The sequence below is a fragment of the Methanosarcina barkeri 3 genome (assembly GCF_000970305.1).
In the GTDB taxonomy this organism is placed as follows: Archaea; Halobacteriota; Methanosarcinia; order Methanosarcinales; family Methanosarcinaceae; genus Methanosarcina; species Methanosarcina barkeri_A.
Window position 1 is genome coordinate 548942 of the sequence record NZ_CP009517.1, and the last position, 19094, is coordinate 568035.

17 protein-coding genes are annotated in these 19094 nt (G+C 37.6%); 9 read left to right on the plus strand and 8 right to left on the minus strand.

Annotation, left to right across the window (positions count from 1 at the left end):
* Nucleotides 1-7: 7 nt before the first annotated feature.
* Nucleotides 8-1015, minus strand: coding sequence for a tocopherol cyclase family protein (locus tag MSBR3_RS02290; protein ID WP_230627703.1), 1008 nt, complete (start codon nucleotides 1013-1015; stop codon nucleotides 8-10).
* 696 nt (nucleotides 1016-1711) lie between these two features.
* Between MSBR3_RS02290 and MSBR3_RS02295 the strand changes: the two genes are divergently transcribed.
* The 3 genes from MSBR3_RS02295 (at nucleotide 1712) to MSBR3_RS02305 (ending at nucleotide 7440) form a co-directional block, all read left to right on the plus strand.
* On the plus strand, nucleotides 1712-5350 hold the full coding sequence (locus tag MSBR3_RS02295; RefSeq protein WP_048106182.1) for a PAS domain S-box protein: 3639 nt from the start codon (nucleotides 1712-1714) through the stop codon (nucleotides 5348-5350).
* Between the two features lie 174 nt (nucleotides 5351-5524).
* Complete coding sequence (locus MSBR3_RS02300; RefSeq protein ID WP_048106183.1) at nucleotides 5525-5971, plus strand: response regulator; 447 nt, start codon at nucleotides 5525-5527, stop codon at nucleotides 5969-5971.
* Between the two features lie 32 nt (nucleotides 5972-6003).
* Entirely contained in the window at nucleotides 6004-7440 is a 1437-nt protein-coding gene (locus tag MSBR3_RS02305; protein ID WP_052723242.1) for a histidine kinase dimerization/phosphoacceptor domain -containing protein, read from the plus strand.
* Nucleotides 7441-7535: 95 nt separating this feature from the next.
* On the opposite strand, the gene MSBR3_RS02310 is transcribed toward MSBR3_RS02305, so the two are convergent.
* Nucleotides 7536-7799, minus strand: coding sequence for an MBL fold metallo-hydrolase (locus MSBR3_RS02310; RefSeq protein ID WP_155396667.1), 264 nt, complete (start codon nucleotides 7797-7799; stop codon nucleotides 7536-7538).
* Nucleotides 7800-8509: 710 nt separating this feature from the next.
* On the opposite strand from MSBR3_RS02310, the gene MSBR3_RS02315 reads away from it, so the two are divergent.
* The 3 genes from MSBR3_RS02315 to MSBR3_RS02325 all read left to right on the plus strand — a co-directional run bounded on the left by MSBR3_RS02315 (nucleotide 8510) and on the right by MSBR3_RS02325 (nucleotide 10981).
* A complete protein-coding gene (locus tag MSBR3_RS02315; RefSeq protein ID WP_048106185.1) occupies nucleotides 8510-9313 on the plus strand; it encodes an ABC transporter ATP-binding protein in 804 nt (267 codons plus the stop codon).
* Nucleotides 9310-10062 carry an ABC transporter permease gene (locus MSBR3_RS02320; RefSeq protein WP_048106186.1) on the plus strand — a complete coding sequence of 251 codons (753 nt, stop codon included), beginning with the start codon at nucleotides 9310-9312 and terminating at the stop codon, nucleotides 10060-10062. The genes MSBR3_RS02315 and MSBR3_RS02320 overlap by 4 nt, the downstream gene beginning before the upstream one ends.
* Nucleotides 10063-10354: 292 nt before the next feature.
* A complete protein-coding gene (locus MSBR3_RS02325; protein ID WP_048106187.1) occupies nucleotides 10355-10981 on the plus strand; it encodes a LysE family transporter in 627 nt (208 codons plus the stop codon).
* A gap of 1032 nt (nucleotides 10982-12013) precedes the next feature.
* Here MSBR3_RS02325 and MSBR3_RS02335 read toward each other — a convergent pair.
* From MSBR3_RS02335 to MSBR3_RS02345, 3 genes are all read right to left on the minus strand, one after another.
* Nucleotides 12014-12319 (minus strand): large conductance mechanosensitive channel protein MscL, encoded by a 306-nt coding sequence (locus MSBR3_RS02335; protein ID WP_048106189.1) that lies wholly within the window; start codon nucleotides 12317-12319, stop codon nucleotides 12014-12016.
* A gap of 822 nt (nucleotides 12320-13141) precedes the next feature.
* Nucleotides 13142-13411 carry a hypothetical protein gene (locus tag MSBR3_RS02340; RefSeq protein ID WP_048106190.1) on the minus strand — a complete coding sequence of 90 codons (270 nt, stop codon included), beginning with the start codon at nucleotides 13409-13411 and terminating at the stop codon, nucleotides 13142-13144.
* Between the two features lie 103 nt (nucleotides 13412-13514).
* Nucleotides 13515-14291 carry an exodeoxyribonuclease III gene (locus MSBR3_RS02345; protein WP_048106191.1) on the minus strand — a complete coding sequence of 259 codons (777 nt, stop codon included), beginning with the start codon at nucleotides 14289-14291 and terminating at the stop codon, nucleotides 13515-13517.
* A gap of 515 nt (nucleotides 14292-14806) precedes the next feature.
* Here MSBR3_RS02345 and MSBR3_RS02350 point away from each other — a divergent pair.
* The gene (locus tag MSBR3_RS02350; protein ID WP_230627705.1) at nucleotides 14807-15451 is read left to right on the plus strand and encodes a thiamine-phosphate synthase family protein; all 645 of its coding nucleotides are present in this window, start codon (nucleotides 14807-14809) and stop codon (nucleotides 15449-15451) included.
* 2 nt (nucleotides 15452-15453) lie between these two features.
* Nucleotides 15454-15576 (plus strand): hypothetical protein, encoded by a 123-nt coding sequence (locus MSBR3_RS21305; RefSeq protein WP_268989107.1) that lies wholly within the window; start codon nucleotides 15454-15456, stop codon nucleotides 15574-15576.
* Between the two features lie 316 nt (nucleotides 15577-15892).
* Here the strand turns inward: MSBR3_RS21305 and MSBR3_RS02355 are convergent, their stop codons facing one another.
* On the minus strand, nucleotides 15893-16360 hold the full coding sequence (locus MSBR3_RS02355; protein ID WP_048106192.1) for a hypothetical protein: 468 nt from the start codon (nucleotides 16358-16360) through the stop codon (nucleotides 15893-15895).
* 547 nt (nucleotides 16361-16907) lie between these two features.
* Here MSBR3_RS02355 and MSBR3_RS02360 point away from each other — a divergent pair.
* Complete coding sequence (locus MSBR3_RS02360) at nucleotides 16908-17357, plus strand: universal stress protein (RefSeq protein WP_048106194.1); 450 nt, start codon at nucleotides 16908-16910, stop codon at nucleotides 17355-17357.
* Nucleotides 17358-17822: 465 nt separating this feature from the next.
* Here the strand turns inward: MSBR3_RS02360 and pspAA are convergent, their stop codons facing one another.
* Nucleotides 17823-18101, minus strand: a complete 279-nt coding sequence (gene pspAA, locus MSBR3_RS02365) for a PspA-associated protein PspAA (protein WP_048106198.1) — start codon at nucleotides 18099-18101, stop codon at nucleotides 17823-17825.
* Nucleotides 18102-18104: 3 nt separating this feature from the next.
* Nucleotides 18105-18857: a PspA/IM30 family protein gene (locus tag MSBR3_RS02370; RefSeq protein WP_048106200.1), complete on the minus strand. Its 753-nt coding sequence runs from the start codon at nucleotides 18855-18857 to the stop codon at nucleotides 18105-18107.
* Nucleotides 18858-19094: the final 237 nt, after the last annotated feature.

Genomic DNA, 19094 nt, shown 5'->3' on the forward strand with positions numbered 1-19094 from the left:
AAGCTCATTACCATCGATTACTGGCTTTTTTTAATCCCTTAATCAGTTCATCGACATTGCCGACTAATTCCAGTCCAGCGTTTTTTCCAGTTCCGGAATAAATGAGCTTCGTGTCAGAACCAGTTTTCCTCAGTAGAGTTATACTGATACTGGAGTGTAGGGATTCGTTAACCTTCGCTGTCATCTCTCCCAATTTTGGTGCAGGGAGCTCGACGCCTTCCGACCTGTCCGCATCGATGTCAAGACGGTATCTCTTGTTTTCTAGCCGAATCCGAATGTTATTGTCGGTAACATCGAACCCAGTGACCTTTGCCCCTGAATATGTCGTAAATTTGTACAATTTTTTGTCATATAAAAAGCCGAAGATGTAACCTGTGAAATAATTGCCGAGCCAGGGTATCTTTGCGATCGAGCCTGAGAGTGATATGCCGTTACGATCAAAATGATTAGTCTGCATCCATATCCAGGAGGAAGGCATTGAAACGCCCCAATCCTTCTCTATATAGCCCCTTCCACCGTTGAGCTCTTTCTTTATTCCGTTAATCTCAATGAATCCTTCAACAACGTGATCCATGCTCAATATGCCGTGATAGCATTCCATGCCCGGCACGAATGCATACCAGCCCATTACTCCAGGTGACAGCAGTTTCACGGGCCAGGGATAGGTGTCCTTGAAGTTAATCCGGGCAATGATCTGATCTCTGCCTTGCTTAAGGTTGAGATTCATCTCACTAGTGCTGAAAAAAGATTCACCAATAATAAGCTCGAACTTTTTATCTCCGGCCTTCACGTCATCGAGCGAATACCTGAAATAATTCATTTTCTGCGCTCTTGCGTCCAGAAACATGATAAAAGCATGTGACTTTGAGGGGTTCCTGGCTATGGAGACTCCAGGAATAACAGCATAAGCGTTCTTCTCACTGTAGTCCACCATCTTGAAATACCAGCCCTCGAAAAAATCTTTCTTTTTTCTCCGGCCATGGAAGATTTCCGGCTTCCAGATATCGAGCATCATATATGATTAGAGGACTATCATTTAGAACTTTATGGATAATCCATACTTTCGCCTGCCTGAAAAGCAAGATCTACGGGTGGAATCTGGTTTAGGAAATGGTTTAATTTTTAGGTCATCCTCAATATCTGGTTGATATTTTTTCGTTTGATGTTTTTTATTTGTATCGGCAAATCTTGACCCCTCCAAGACTTTATTTGATGTATGAATTACAGCTATTATGAACTATGGAAGTGCTACAATAGGACAAGCTGAAGGAACTTTTCATAGAAAAACTCCTTTTATGGTATACTCATAATCATGTTGTTAAAACCATCAAACAAGTCTAAGTGAGAAGAATATTTCCAACAATTATTTAAAAGTAAGATTTTAGTTATCATCGTTGTTTCGTAACATCACTGCATATTATAGGACTTTAAATCTACTTAGTGATGCTACACTTATTTTATCACCAGGTTTTGGTGTTGAGTCAAAATAATCTGGGATAATACAGGAGTTTTATGAGTAATCTGTTAAATACAGTCAAAAAAATGTACTTATTACACGGACTATTTTACAAAAACATTTTAATAAACAATATAACATTTTAATAAACAATGTATTTATTCTTCTTCAATATAACAAGTCCTGATAGGTAACAATTATTGCATCCGGTTAATTTGAATTTTTGAATTAATTTTATATTCGGAAAGGGTTGAAATGGAAAAAAGTTTGAGAAAATCTGGGATTGACATTGTTGGAGAGGTGCCCTGGGGAACGCACTTCTGTCAATTCTACCAGACAAAACAGGATTTGATTGATATACTGGTTCCCTACTTCAAAGCAGGACTGGAAAATAATGAATTTTGTATGTGGGTTACATCAGAACCTATGGAAGTGGAAGAGGCAAAAGAAGCTCTTAGAAAGGACATTCCTGGGATTGATGTTTATCTGGAAAAAGGGCAGATTGAGATTATTCCTTACACTTATTGGTATGTCAAAGAGGGGATCTTCGATTCGCAGAGAGTGCTTAATGGTTGGATTGATAAACTCAATAGAGCTCTTGCTGACGGTTACAATGGTTTGAGGTTGAGTGGAAACACTTTCTGGCTGGAAAAAACAGACTGGAACAGTTTTGTTAATTATGAAGAAGAGATAGATAGCATCATTGGCAACTATTCCATGATAGCCCTGTGCACATATTGCCTCGCGAGGTGTAGTGCAACCGAAATTATTGATGTAGTTACCAACCATCAATTTGCCCTGGTTAAAAAAGAAGAAAAATGGGTGCAAATTGAGAGTTCCAGGCGCAAAAGGGAAGAAGAAAAAGTTTTCCAAGCCACACAGCACTGGGAATCTACCTTTGATTCCATGCCGGACCTGATAGCCATACTTGACAATGAATATCATATTGTTCGTGCAAACAAGGCAATGGCGTCAAGATTGGGGTTAAAACCGGAAGAGTGTATAGGGTTAACCTGTTATCATGCTGTGCACGGGACAGCCGAGCATCCCTCTTTTTGTCCGCACAGGTTGTTGCTTGAGGATGGGCTTGAACATACTGTGGAGATTTGCGAGAAATGTCTGGGTGGTTATTTCATAGTAAGTGTCTCACCACTTCATGACTCAAGAGGAAAAATTATCGGGAGTGTACATGTCGCCCGTGATATTAACGAACGCAAACAGGCTGAAGAAGCTCTGATAAAGAGTGAAAATGAATTCCGCACGCTGGCAGAAAATTCGCCTGACATAATTGCTCGCTTCGACACAAAAAATCGCCATATGTATGTAAATCCTGCAGCTGTCGAAGTTTATGGTTATTCTCAGGAAGAAATCATCGGGAAAAATCACTGTGAACTGGGAAAAGACTCTGAATTGGTAAAATTTTGGGAACAACATCATCAGAGCGTTTTTGCCACAGGAAAACCCGGAACAATGGAATTCCAGTACAGATCGCCCCAAGGAAAAGAATACTATTTTAATACAAGAATAGTACCTGAGTTCGTTAACGGTAAAGTGGCTTCCGTTCTTGCAATCTCTCGTGATATAACAGACATAAAAGAAGCTGAAGCCAGGTTAAAAGAAACTCTTGATAATTTAGAAGAATTAGTCGAAGAAAGGACATCTGAAGTTGAAATGGCTTATAATTCTTTGAAAGAAAGTGAAAGGAGTCTTTCTGAAGCTCAGAGGATGGCACATCTTGGAAACTGGGATTGGAATATTGTAACTAATGAGTTATACTGGTCTGATGAGATTTATCGCATCTTCGGACGCAGCCCTCAGGAGTTCGGGGCAACTTACGATGCGTTTCTTGAATATATACATCCACAAGATAGAGATTATGTAAATAGGGCCGTTAAAGAAGCTTTTAACGGAAAAAATTATAGTATTAATCACCGGATCAACTTAGCCAATGGAGAAGGGCGTATAGTACATGAACAGGCGGAGGTTATTTTTAATGAGGAAAATATCCCTGTCCATATGAGAGGAACAGTTCAGGATATTACCGAACAAAAAATGGCTGAAAAATCCTTAGAGCTGGCCAACGCATATAATCGCAGTCTCATTGAGGCCAGTATAGATCCCTTTCTAACTATCGGTCCGGACGGTAAAATTACTGATGTAAATAATTCAACCGAATTTGTTACGGGTTATTCACGTAAGGAGTTAATTGGGACTGATTTTTCGGATTATTTCACAGAGCCCGAGAAAGCTAGAGAAGGGTATCAGCATGTGTTCCAGAAAGGGCTGGTACGAAATTATCCACTGGAAATTCGGCATAAAAACGGGCAGATAACGCCTGTTTTGTATAATGCATCGGTTTATAGGGATGAAACTGGAGAGGTCATTGGAGTTTTTGCAGCTGCACGTGATATTAGTGAGCAGAAAAAGGCTGAAGAAAAGATATTGATACTGGCGAGTGCTGTCGAGTCATCGGATGATGCCATTATAACCAAATCGCTTGATGGCACTATTACCAGCTGGAACAAAGGTGCAGAGCAGATATATGGTTATCTTGCCGAAGAGATTCTTGGAAAAGATATCACAATACTTGAACCAGACCATCTTAAAGGAGAGATAAAACGGTTAGTTAAGATAATTCAAGAGGAAGAGAGAGTCCAGCGCTATGAAACGTTACGGTTGAGAAAAGATCGTAAATTAATAAATGTTTCAGTAACTCTTTCTCCGGTCCTGGATGTTTCCGGGCAACTTATAGCTGTTTCCATTATTGTAAGAGATATTACTGAGCAAAAAAAAGCCGAAGAAGCTTTGAGGTTATCAAGCATTTATAATCGTAGTCTGATAGAAGCAAGTCTGGATCCTCTGGTCACTATTGGCCCTTATGGAAAGATAACCGATGTGAATAAAGCTACAGAACTGATTACAGGTTATTCCCGTAAGGAATTAATCGGGACTGATTTTTCGGATTATTTCACCGAGCCTGAGAGAGCTAGAGAAGTATATCAACATGTCTTCAGGGAAGGTTTGGTACTGGACTACGAGCTTAAAATTCAGCACAGAAACGGTCCCATAACTCCTGTTTTGTATAATGCTTCAATTTATAAAGACGAAGCAGGTGAGATAATTGGAGTTTTTGCAGCCGCTCGTGATATCACCGAACGGAAAAAGGCAGAAGAGTCGTTAAAACTTAAATTAGAGGAGCTTGCTCGCTCAAATGCGGAGCTGGAACAATTTGCCTATGTATCATCACACGATTTACAGGAACCCCTGAGAATGATAACAAGTTATTTACAGCTTTTACAAAGAAAATATCAGGGAAATCTTGACGAGAAAGCTGATAAGTACATCTATTTTGCTGTAGATGGGGCTTCCCGTATGCAGAATTTGATAACTGATCTTCTTGAATTTTCTCGAGTAACTACAAAAGCCAGGGAACTCGAGCCTACAGATTGCAAATCTGTTCTGGAACAAGTGTTACTTGATTTGGAGGTGTCTATAAGAGAAAATGAAGCCAGTATCTCTTATGGTTCTTTGCCTGTAGTAATGACAGATTCTGTCCAGTTCACTCAGCTGTTCCAAAATCTTATAAGCAACGCTATAAAATTTCGCAGTGAAAAATCCCCGAAAATTGAGATTTCTGCAAACACAGAAACTGATCGATGGTTATTTTCAGTAAAGGATAACGGAATTGGAATTGACCCTAAATATTCTGAGAAAATTTTTGAAGTTTTTAAAAGACTTCATAAAAGAGAAGAATATCCAGGAACAGGGATAGGGCTTTCAATTTGCAAAAAAATTGTAGAGAGGCATGGAGGACGGATTTGGGTAGAATCCGAACCAGGTAAAGGTTCGACTTTTTACTTCACTTTACCAGTAACTTCTATAAATATCTTATGACAATGACTTTACTATAAATGACTTTACTATAAATTTCATAATACTGACCTTACCGTGAAATCCTGATAACGACTACACCCTAAAAAAGTTCGATCTTTATAAGTTTGGTTCATATTCGACAACTAGTCTCGTGAAAGCTCAAAATTTTTGACATATAATAGGACGGCCATATAAATGAGAACTCGAATAGCATTTAAACCGGTAGAGATTCTTGTAGTAGAAGACAGCAAAGGCGATATTGGACTGATAGAAGAAGGATTCGAAGATGCAAAAATCGGGAACATTCTTCATATTGTAGAAGATGGAGAAGAAGCAATAGCTTTTTTACGTGGTGAAGGACAGTTTTCAGGCTCTCCGCGTCCGGATATAATACTTCTGGATTTAAATTTGCCAAAAAAAGACGGGCGTGAGGTTCTTGAGGAAGTAAAAGGCGATGATGAACTTAAAAATATACCTATTGTGGTTTTAACCACTTCGAAAGCTGAGGAGGACATCCTGAGATCTTATAATCTTCATGCCAATGCATATATTACTAAACCTGTTGATTTTGACCAGTTTCTGGACGTAGTTAGATCCATAGAAAACTTCTGGCTTGAGATTGTAAAGTTACCCTCGAAGTAAGACTCGAATTACCTGGATAGGATGGTTTGACTATGGATAAAAAAGTAAAAATCTTGCTTTTTGAGGACAATCCTGGGGATGCAGGTTTAATTGAAGAGATGATTGAAGAGTTCGCTGACTTTCAATACGAACTTAAAACCTTTCAGACCCTGAATGAAGGTTTGAACCACCTTAAAGAAAATCGGTTTGATATAATATTATCTGACCTGGGACTGCCAGATAGTGATGGCATTGATACCTTTCTTGAAATTCATGCAAGGAACTCACGCATTCCCATTATAATTCTGACGGGAATGAATGATGAAAAAATCGGAGTCGAGGCTGTAAAGAAGGGTGCTCAGGATTATCTGGTCAAAGGGCAGGTGGATGGCAGATTATTGAGGCGTTCTATCCAGTACTCCATTGAGCGTAAAAAAGCAGAGGAAAGAGTTCAGAATTTAGCGAATATAGTGGAATCTTCAAATGATGCTATTGTAACCCGGTCTCTTGACGGTTTTATTACCAGCTGGAACCTGGGGGCAGAACAAATTTATGGATATCTAGCAGAAGAGGTTTTGGGTAAACCTGCAACAGTCTTAATACCGTGCTCATTGAAAAATGAAATACAAAAACTAACTGAGATGATAAAACAGGGAGAAAAGATTCACCAGTATGAGACTTCACGGTTAAGAAAGGACGGCAAGGTTATCAATGTCTCAATGACTCTTTCTCCGGTTTTCGATATATCTGGAGAGCTTATGGCTATCTCAGTTATTTCCAGAGATATAACTGAGAGTAAAAAAGCCGAAGAAGCCCGTAAAAAGGAAATTCATCATAGGATAAAAAATAATCTGCAGGTAATCTCGTCTCTGCTCGATCTGCAGGCTGAAAAATTTGCTAGTAATGAGGTTTATGACACTTCAAAGGTGCTTGCAGCTTTCAGGGACAGCCAGAATAGAGTTATCTCTATGGCTTTAATCCATGAAGAACTGTATGGGTCAAAAGAAGTCAGTATTCTTAATTTCGCAACTTACTTGCAAAAGCTGACTGAGGAGCTCTTCAGATGTTATAACGTTGGAGCTTCAGAAACCGAGATGGTTCTGGAAATAGAGGAGAATATTTTCTTCGATATGGACACTGCAGTTCCGTTAGGAATGATTGTCAATGAACTGGTTTCAAATTCCCTCAAACATGCATTCCCAAGTGGAAAAACAGGAAAAGTTCAGATAAAGCTTTCCAGGGAAATAAGTAAAAAGTTTGGACATAGCGAAATCGAAGACAGTAACGAGGCACGTAAAGGTGCCAGTTATATACTGATTGTCTCAGATAACGGAGTAGGTATACCTGAAAGCATCAGTCTGGAAGACTCCGATACCCTTGGAATACAACTGGTAACTATCCTGGTAGACCAGTTAGACGGAGAACTTGACTTGAATAGGACATCTGGAACTGAATTCACTATAAAAATCAAAGTGGCGGAAAATAAGTAAAAAGAACATAAAAGGTAAGATTGAGGATGAACAGGGAATATAAGATTTTAGCTCATAAAGATTTTAGCTCATAAAGATTTTAGCTCATAAAGATTTTAGCTCATAAAGATTTCAGTTAATCGATATTTTTTGAGAGTTTCTTTAATATTATCTTTATATACACCACCATGATAACAGACGACTTTGTCAATATCATAATTAAGGAGCTTTTTTACAGATTTCTTCGCCTGTTCCATATCAAGAGTAGCCATTGGACGTGAAATAATAAGTTCACCGTCTTGAAGGAACAAAGCATCACCTGCAATCAAGGTTTTAAATTTATGCAAGTACAAGCAGATATGACCATGAGCCTGTTCCAAAACCAATATAATGCCAGAATAGGAGTTATAATATTGGTGGTATAGTAGATTAGATAATGTTTTGGGATAGGCTTGATAAAAAGTAAAACTGAGTACGACTACGTTACCTTATTGATTTCTTGAATACAGTTAGAACTCTCAGTATTATTACAAAAATCAAAAAAATATGGAATACTTGAGTAAGATAAGAAGTATGATTTTCTATATAAAAAATATAAAAGAAGAAATGGTGATTTGAGATATTTTAATAGAGATAATAGAAAGAAGATCTTAAAGAGCACTAAATATTCAAAAGCCAGTGGTACATTTCGACATAGAAAATATAAAGTAACAGATTATTTATAACTGTAATGTGATTTCCATAAAAACGCCGTAAGTTCCTGTAAAAAACACAGGGTTATAAAGAATCACATAGTTATATAAATAGTCACATATTTATATAATGAGATATGTGATGTTGTATAATTAAAATTATAAATTCTGCTACACAGAATTCATAACTGGTGTATAATAAAGCTTATAAATGCTACAACGTCTTGAATAACAGAAAATTCCCAAAAAGATGCTTCTTTTATCCGAACCTTCTCAGGACTTCTCCAAGTCAGTTAAGGTTTGGAAATCTCTAACGGAATTATTTAACAGAAGAGATTTAATGAAGAATTCTGTTATTTGTTCTTCCATTATTAAAAAAATCTTTTTCAGGTTTGCCCATGCAAAACATACTCTCAGTCCAATCTCTCACAAAGAAATTTGACGATTTTACAGCTGTAAAAGAGATAAGCTTCAACGTTGAAGCCGGTTCGATCTTTGCTTTTCTCGGTCCAAACGGGGCAGGCAAGTCAACAACTATCAAAATGCTCACAACGGTTTTGAAGCCCACATCAGGGGAAATAAGCATTAACGGTTTCAATGCGCTTAAAGAACAGGATAAAGCCCGTGCGTCTTTCGGGATAGTCTTTCAGGATTCCAGCCTTGATGAAGAACTGACTGCTTATGAGAACATTGTTTACCATGCAGTCATTTATAAAGTACCTAAAAAGGAGAGAGATGAAAGAATCCGAAAAGCCCTGGAAATTGTCGGGCTCTGGAACAGGCGGGAAGATTATGTTAAAAATTATTCAGGCGGCATGAAGCGCAGGCTTGAGATCGCTCGGGCGCTTGTCCATTATCCTAAAATTCTTTTCCTCGATGAGCCCACAGTTGGCCTGGACCCCCAGACTCGAAACTCTATATGGGACCATATCAAAAAGTTGAACGAAGAAAGAAATATGACAATTTTTCTGACCACGCATTACATGGAAGAAGCCGAAGCAGTTGCAGACCAGATTGCAATCATTGACCATGGAAAGATTATAGAGTCCGGCACTGTTGAAGAAATAAAGAAACGGACAGAAACCGAATCCCTGGAAGAGGCTTTTTTGAAATTGACAGGTAGGGACATCAGGGACGATAACGATTCCGGAAACAAAGTACGAACTATAAGAGGCATGAGGAGGAGGAGGACCAGGCATTGATCGAGGTAATCTATATCCTCTGGCTCAGACAATTAAAACACTACTGGCGCTCAAAAGCGAGGTTGTTGGGTTCTCTCGGGCAGCCCCTGCTTTTTCTGGTAACATTTGGATTCGGGTTCGGTCCAATGTATACAAGAGCAAGCGGAGGAGCAAACTACCTGGATTTTCTTGCACCGGGAATTGTTTCAATGTCTATCCTGTTTACGGCTGTATTTTCCGGGCTTGAAGTCATCTGGGACAGACAATTCGGCTTTCTTAAGGAGACTATGGTAGCTCCGATCTCAAGGACAGAAATTATGATCGGAAAAACCTTTGGAGGTGCGACCATAGCCATGATCCAGGGCCTGATCGTACTGAGCCTGACTTATTTAATGGGGTTCAGGATTCCAAACCTTGCAAGCCTTGCTGTTGGGCTGGTTTTTATGTTCCTGATAGCTATCTTCTTTACAGGTCTCGGCCTTGCCATAGCCTCAAAAATGAAAGATATGCAGGGTTTTCAGTTGATCATGAACTTCCTGATTATGCCTATCTTCTTTCTTTCCGGTGCTCTCTTTCCACTTGAGAATTTACCGCAAGCGATCTATTTTGTGAGCAGGATCGATCCTCTTACCTATGGAGTAGACGGCTTAAGAGGAGCCATTGCCGGAGTAAGTGTGTTTGGTATCTATAATGACCTGGCAATAATAGGTTTACTCTCTGTTCTTGTTTGTTTGATCGGAGCATTCATGTTTTCAAAAATAGAGGCATAAAAGCCTCTTTTTTCTTAAATCTACAGGTTTGAGGTCCACAGTCCTGTATAACTTAAGGTGTATTATATGAATCATTAATGATTATTTTTATATCGTTATAGTACTATTAGATACATTTAAATTATTATATATCTTTATATCAGGCATCTTATTAGCTGAGATCTTATTAGCTGAGATCTTATTAGCTGAGATCTTATTAGCTGAGTTTGAAATTTGTGTCTACTCAATATTTAAGGTAGTTCTTTTGATTGACATATAAAAAGAGGCATTAAAGTAAAACGAGGCGTTAAAGGTGCTAGGTCTTATTGAATTTTTAGCTCTTGGTTCATTCCTAGGCCTTGCTGCAGGAACATCTCCAGGCCCACTGCTTGCCGTGACCATTTCAGAAACTCTGCAGCATGGCAAGTGGGAAGGAATAAAGGTTGCAGTGTCTCCTTTAATTACGGATCTGCCAATTGTTTTATCCGTACTGTTTGTGCTGTCGCATCTGACAAATTATGATTTTATCATCGGAGTCATTGCGTTTTTTGGGGCTTCGTATCTCATATATTCGGGAATCGAATCGCTGAAAATCAAAAAAGACAGCATTGAATTAAAAGTAGAAAAAGAAAATGCCCTTAAAAAAGGAGTTATTGTGAATTTTGGAAATCCACATCCATATGTCTTCTGGTTTTCCATAGGCGGGCCAATAATTTTTAAGAGCCTGAATACTAATCTTTCAGCTACAGGTCTGTTCATATTAGGGTTTTATAGCTTTCTTGTCGGATCAAAAGTAGTAATTACATTAATTGTGGAAAAGTCAAAACCTTTTATAAACAGTAAATATTACTTTTCTATTATCCGTGCTTTAGGAATTGCACAGATTATCTTTGGACTGACTTTTATTAAAGTGGGCTTGAGTTTTCTAAATATTATGTAACTATTCGTTTTGGATGTTTTATCCAGAAGTTATTTCACATCAACCATGTCGGTCATATTCCTTGTCCATTCGGAAATTTAACTGAGAAAAATTTACTGGGTCATTGCTCAAAAGTTAAAAGGAGAATCTACTTGATAATAGATTCAGGAATTTCAGCTCTTCGAGTTCAGAATATCTGGAAACTACAAACTTACCAGATTTTTAAGCTGCCAGGAATCCTGGATGCAATATAGTAGATCATTCAATAAGAAGAAGTTACTTGACCAGGCTTATTACCCGAAAATTGTGATGTTTTTATGCGTGTGTCTCTTCTACTAAGTATTACACCAAGATATTATAATAACATTAGGTAATATCAATTTAAAGAATAGTATTAAATAGAAATACATCATATATACCTTTGTTCTAAAGACAAAGAAAAGCCTCCTAAATCTATTAATCGAACTTGAGACTGTAAATTCCTCACCTTTAATAGCAGGCAGGTGGGGAATTTCAGTTCAAGGGACTAAAAGCTTTTATGACAAATCAATAGTGCCATACTACAAAGTTATGATAAGTCTATGATGTCCAAGTACTGAGGTGTTATAGTGTGCAGCAGATAACGTTGCCTGACTATGTTTATGGAGATCTGAATAAATTTATCTCTACAAATTATTCCAAAAATTTACCACACCCTTTACTTATTGCTCAAGCATTTTGTTTGAGGTTCCAGGAGCATGGGAAAAAGTATGGTCTTTCTACAATAACCGATAATGTAGAATATATTATCAAAAACGATCATTAAATACTAAACTAGGACTATTTTTAAACCATTTTTCTTCTTACTGATATTTAAGTTTCTTTTTCATATATTACTTTTTGAAAGGTTGCCAGACGAGCGGACAGTGGTATCATATAAACAAAATTGCAAATATAGTTTCGTAGACCAGAATTCTTCGTTTTTTGCGATTATAAAGTGGGTTTAGTTTTCTTCTGCCTTTAATATTGTTCAATTACTTTTTTCCACTTTCAATTACTTTTTTCCACTTTCAATTACTTTTTTTCCACTTTCTCCTCTTTCAGCACCTTTTTTGCGATCATGAAGACCACGAATGCAATAATAATAAAGTTTACCAGTTCTCCCAGAAAAGCTCCCCAACCCAGTACTATTGGCCCAATTTCAAAGGTTGCCGTTTTCCAGGCTCCGCCAGGCACGAAAGGTGTGATAATCGGCATTATGATATTATCCACAAGCGACTTTATCAGAGCCGTGGATACGATACCCATAATGAAGGCAATTGCAAGTGGAATTACCTTGTATTCATAAAGGAAATCCTTAAACTCACTTAGAAGCTCCATTTTATCCTCCCACAAATAGTAAAATGACATATAAAATAAAAATAGATATAATATTATCACTGGTTAATTTTTATATTCTTTGCATCCTTTATTAATAAATCATCCAAAAATTAATTTTATATTGAAGTTAGGACTGAAAGTAAGTTAGTGGGATTTGAAAACCAGGTAGTAGAATTTACTCAGTACAGTTAATTTGTGAAAAACTTACTTTTTGATGTTAGGAGAAATTATCAGTACATGCAGGTTAAAACAAGCATATCGATAAAATAAACATAAAATGCAGGTCTAAGAGAGTTAAAATTTAAAATTAGGAACGAGTTAGAAGAGTAAATAAGGAATCTATTTAAGAAATGACTCTTTGGTCTTTGAGATCAGGTATAAAACTTAGGTTAAATTATAATAAGATATAAAGTAAACATCTAAAAATTAAAGTAAACATCTAAAATCGTAAAATTACTTGATGATTCTTAAGATGAGTTATTTAAAAATCAGTTAGAAGTAGATGGTAGGGGGCTGAGTCCCTATTCTCAGATCCCTACCTGTGATCCAACCCAAAGATTAAGAGGAAATACTATTGCTCCTAATCTATACCACTATAGTGGAGTGGAGATATATATCATAACCGTTACGAAAGATTGTTTATGGATTTATGTTTTAATATATTTAAATAATTATATTTACTTAAAAAATTTAATTGCATTAAAAATTATGGATCCATAAAAGGGGCAATTTATATTAAAAATTATAATGATCTTAAAATTGTCTAAATTAAACTATTATTTGTTTGAAATCAATTTTTGATATAAATAATTTAAAGTAATTTTAATTATTAGTATATTCTGGAGTTGGGAAGTCAGAGTAGAGGGGTAAACAGATATCTACTGTGTAAAGGTTGCCTGGAAACCACTGGTCCTTCTTCGAGGCAGTATGCTTGGGGGAGCATAAACTCGGAGAGACTGTATTGGGGATGCGGTCAATGGATTCAGTGCCTTTCGGCTCTTTCTCATTTGTTTTTTTCCTTCTTAACGGTATTTCAATGTTGTTTTTTGTTTTGACATTGTCTATTGTTTTGACGTTATTTTGTTTTGACATTGTCTATTGTTTTGACGTTATTTTGTTTTGACATTGTCTATTGTTTTGACGTTATTTTGTCTTGACATTGTTTTTTATTTTAACGCTATTGTGAACACTTTTCTTAAAATTCCAGTTCAAGCCCTACAGGACAGTGGTCAGAGCCCATGATTTCACTGTAAATTGAGGAGGACTTTACATTGTCCTGCAGGTTTTCGCTTACGAAAAAGTAGTCCAGACGCCACCCGACATTTCTTTTACGTGCACCTGTTCTCATTGACCACCAGGAATAGTTTCCGCCTTCAGGATGGAACATACGGAAGGTATCAAGATAGCCGGCAGCAAGGAACTTATCCATCCATGCCCGCTCTTCAGGAAGAAAACCGGATATTGTTTCGTTTTGCTTGGGACGGGAGAGGTCGAGCTCTTTGTGGGCAGTATTGACATCTCCGCAAATGACAAGTCTTTTGCCTTCGGCTTTGAGAGAGTTTGCATAGTCTAAAAAAGCTTCATAAAAACTCAATTTGTATTCCAGGCGCTCCAGAGAGGCTTTGCCATTAGGAAAATAGATATTCATTAGGGTAAAGTCCTCAAAATCGGCACGCAGGAAGCGGCCTTCCCTGTCAAATTTTTCGAGTCCCATGCTGGTTTCTAGCTTCAGTGGTTTTTTCCTGGAGAAGAGTCCGACCCCGCTGTAGCCATTCTGTTCTGCCGAGACAAAATAATTATAGTAGCCTGGAATGTTCTTTGCTTCTCTCGGTAGTTTATCAGGAGAAACTTTAGTTTCCTGAATGCAGACGATATCGAATTTCTGTTCCAGTAAAAGCTCAAGAAAACCTTTTTTCATTGCAGCCCGAAGACCGTTTACGTTCCAGGAAATGAGGTTGTAGTGACCAGACATTTTCGATCCCCAGCGATTTTTCGGATTTTATATTTATAATGAAGGCAAGAAGAAACAGGAGTTAAACCGTATAAACTGAAATGAGTAAACTGAAATGAGTAAACTGAATTGAGTAAACTGAATTGAGTAAACTGAATTGAGTAAACTGAATTGAGTAAACTGAAATGAACTGAAAATAATTCAAAGTCTTAGTAAATAAATACTCCTTATTTTATGTATAAAGCCTATTTTGAGGATCTCAAATTAGCTTTTAAAATCTTTGGTCTTTTGATACCTACTTTTTGCAACTTCTTTTTGCAGCTATTTTTCCGGTTTATAACCGAGATGGTCATAAAACTCCAGGTTGTTTGTATTCTCATTTTTAAGTTTCCTTATTTCTTCCTGATTAAGTATAGGTTGAGTAAATATATATTAAATAAAAATAAAATCACAATTGCTAATTTCCTGTAATTTGCTTTACATACTATTGCCCTGCTGACTGCAGGTCAAATCTGTAAATGTGGGGAAAATATCCTGTGAAAAACCAGTTGGGGAGCCGCGATGTTATGGATCTTAACGAAAAGATAGACATGATAGGGCGTTTATATCTTGGGCTTGAACAAATAGAAGACTGTGAGGAGTTTTCAGCTTTGATTCCCGAAGTTCGAACAAATTTTGTTTATGCCTCAAAAGAATCAGCCACTCCTGAAGATGTTGTTGCGGTCGATGGGAGGATTTCCATAGTTGATGGGTTTCCGAAAGCTACTGGGAGAATAAAATTCGGGGCTTCTAGCTATATGGCACACCTTGTGCTGGAAATCCGAAAAAAAGATTCTGAGATAAGGTCTATTATAGATTTTGCAAATAACCCTGAGATTGCCGAGTTTTTGCAAACCTACTGTAAAGAAAAGGGATGGGACTTTTCGGTTGTAGACCGGCGCTTTGAGCCTGAGAATATGAAGGATGCAGAAGGGGAGGCCATCTCATGGATGGTCGAAGAGGCTATTCGGGCTGCAGGAGGCAAAATGCCCAGGATTTTTTACGAGACAGGTGCAGTTGGAAAAGAGCCTGTGAGTATTCTTGTAGGAAAAGACCCGCTCGAAGTTGCAGAACAGATCTGTGAGCTTGCCAGGAGTTACCAGAATCAGGACAAAGGACTAAATAAAAAGACCATGAGGTAAAAATGCAGGAAACGGAGAAAGTAGGAAGGAATGAGGAAAGGGTCGTGGAACCTCTCTCCTTCCGTGAAGTAGTGAAGGAAACCGATTCTTCGGCTCTTCAATATAAACCGGCATCCAGAGGTTAGGATTGCCGGTTTTGAAATCCATTTTGAGATGTGCAGTTTGTTCGCTTTTACACGATATTAATAGATCTTTGGAATATATATAACTATGTGCTGTGTTAGTATACTACACGTTGGCAGACTGCATGCTACTGTAACATCCTGAAAAATCATCGATTCTCAAGAGGGCATATATTTACCAGTTATAGTAGTCTTATAGATATTCTTTAATAAGCAGTTTTAAAATCTGAAATAAAAATAGTAGCATAAAAAGGAAAAGATGGAGATCTAGTCAATTCTCTTGTATGAAAACAAGGAAAAAGAAAAATTTTGACACTTTTTATAATGGGCTTAATGAAATCCCTGTCGAGTTTCCAAATTCAAGCGTCCTTCCGGTTCCGTCAACGATTGTCTTTTTTCCATTCACATTGATGAATCTCATTGAGATATTTCCATCCTTATCATATTTTGTCCAGACTGTGTTATTCTTATCTTCAGACCACATGTACTCGAGTCTGGAAGTGTTTCCTTCAGTACCGGTTTCTACACAAGCTTTACAGAGAGTTTCGTTTTCAAATTTTTCAGTTCCTGTAATTGTTAAGTTCAGGCTTTTCCCGGTAGCCGGATCTGTAACTTGAAGCTGAGAACCTACAGGGCACCAGCTGCCATTACCTGACTCAGGAAGACTGACATTTATTTCAGTCTCATTATTTGAAACTGATAATTTCATTCCATCTTTACCGATGCAACCAAAGCTGAGAAATGCTGCAAGAATGAGCAGGATAACTAAAACTCGTTTTTTTGACAAAACCTACCACCTTAATTCGCGGATTTCAATTAAAATATTCAGGATTATTCACTTCTTTAAATATTATTCGTTTAAATTTCAGACCATACTTTAGAGTACATTGAACAAATATTATTTACTGTTTAATAAAACCTCTGATTTAAATTTCAAATATATAGTTTAGAGTTATTGAATAAGTGTGGTCCACAGTAACTTGTATATGGGTTTTTACAGGGTTTTATACAGGGTTTTTACAGGATCGTATAGAAGGGTTTTACAGAATCGTATATGGGGGTTTTACAGAATCGTATACAGGGCTTTTTACAGAGTTTTTGCATCCTACACATGATGCATATTCCTTCTCAAGCTATGACTTTTGATATTGCATGTTCAGTACAACAATCATTTTTTGATTAATGGACAAAATGGTATATTTTAGAATAAGGATAGATGGATTTTAAAGCAAGAATAGATGAATTTTAAAGCAAGAATAGATGAATTTTAAAGCAAGAATAGATGAATTTTAAAGCAAGAATAGAAGATATGCCTTTATTATATCATAAAAGGAGTGGATGGAACGGAAGGAAGTCATTTCAAAAGAGTTCTAATTGCAACCGACGGCTCGGAGAATGCGGAAAAAGCGGCTTCTTATGGAATGTATCTAGCAAAGGCAGCTTGTGCTGAAGTGCATGTCCTTTATGTAATTTCAACTCAGCATGCAGTAACTACGCGCACGGTTAAGAGCTGGAGTGAAGGACTGGAAGAATATCTTAAGGACAAAGGGAGAGTTGCAATTGGCAATGTGGAAAAAATGGGAGAAGAAGCCGGGGTTAAAGTTAAGTCCGTGTTCCTGAAAGGCATTCCTGCTGATAAGATCCTTGAATATGCCCGGGAAAATAATATTGACCTTATAGTAGTGGGAACACATGGTCTTACAGGTATCAAAAAATTTCTGATTGGCAGTATTGCAGAAAAAGTAGTAAGGCATTCAAGGGTTCCAGTAATGGTTATTCGGTGAATGCAGACATTAGGGGTCTGCTAATTCTTATTTTCGGTGCCGAAAGTGTTATTTTCAAAATTTATTCTTCGATTTATTTTTAAACTTGTTTTAGGTTTGTTTTTAGATTTTAGGGCTTGTTCTAGATTTTAGGGCTTGTTCTAGATTTTAGGGCTTGTTCTAGATTTTAGGGCTTGTTCTAGATTTTAGGGCTTGTTCTAGATTTTAGGGCTTGTTCTAGATTTTAGGGCTTGTTCTTAGATTTGGTGGCTCTTTGCTGTTTTATATGGGTTGAAAATAATTGTTCAGTTACAAAGTAACCAGACAAAAAGAGAAACATCAAGCTTGAATGTCATTTTCAACCACAAATGTTTCTGTTTATATATGTTGCTTTGATATTTAAGAGATAGATATAAGTTACCTACTCGAAGCAGCGAAGAGCCTGTTTATTCTTGGATTTGTTCTTAATCTTCTTAGGTTACAGCTTCAATCCTCAAAGATTCCTGAGCCTTTAAACACGTTTTTTGCTTCCTCAAAGCTCAGGTCCTCAGGGGGTACGATAATATCGGACTCAAGAATCTCTTCCGCTTTAATCGGCTCCCCTCTTTCCTTTATTTGGGAGACCAATCTGGCAAGTTCGCTTCGGAATTCTTCAACCTTTCCCTCATTAACCAGATCTACAATCCTGTTATCAATCTGGTTCAACTCGTCACAGAGAGCTTCAGGTGCCCTGTACTGTCCTTCACCCATAATCCTGATTATCAATCTTCAGACCTCCTTTCGTTCTTCTGTGCCTTCTTCTCCGGTTTTTGCTTTTTCAGACCCTTTTCCTGCTTCGGCCTTAAGCCTGGCGAGTTCGGATTCTACATTGCTCTGAGCACTGATTTTTGCAAGTTCCCGATCAATATCGTCCTTGCCGCCTGTTAGATCTTCGAGTGTGCCAGCCTCCATAAGTTCATCAATTGCCTCAGCCCGCGCTTTCATCTCTTCGGTTTTATTTTCGGCCCTTTCGAGCGCAAGGCCTACATCTGCCATTTCTTCACTGATTCCGGTAACAGATTCGTTTACTTTCACCTGGGCCTCAGCAGCTGAGTACTGGGCTTTAATTGACTCTTTCCGAGTTCTGAAAATCTCCACTTTCGTTGAAAGGCGTTTTTCCGAAGCTATTAATTTTTCTTGCTGCTTTTCAAGCTCTGAAATTTCCCGATCGATTCCTTCGACCTGCTGCGCAAGAGCTGCTTTTCTCTCAAGGGCTAGTCTTGCGAGATCCTCCCTGCCAGCGGCGATTGCATCTTTTGCCTGTTTTTCAAGCTTATCAATGTTTTGAACCAGTTTTACACGCTGGAGTTCCAGGCGTTTCTTTGAGCTTGTAACTTCCGCAACTCCTCTCTTCACATTCTGAAGCAGTTCGAGTTGCCTCTCATAGGAATAGTCAAGTGTTTCCCTTGGGTCTTCCATCCTGTTAAGAACTGTGTTCATCTTCGATTTAAATACTGTTTCCATCCTTTTAAATAATCCCATGTACTTTCCCCTTTGCTTTTTTTAAAGACCTCAGGCCGAATAGGTCTGAGGCTTCAGTGTTTTTTATTATTCCTGACAAATCCTTTCCGGCACCTTATCCGGCATTTCTGGTATCCGTGCTGTCTATTTGTTTTCATTAGAGTAATATTTTTCATTAGAGTAATATTTTTCATTAGAGTAATATAATTAGTTTATCTATGTTCCTATCTATAAATTATTCTCCATAATCAAATATTT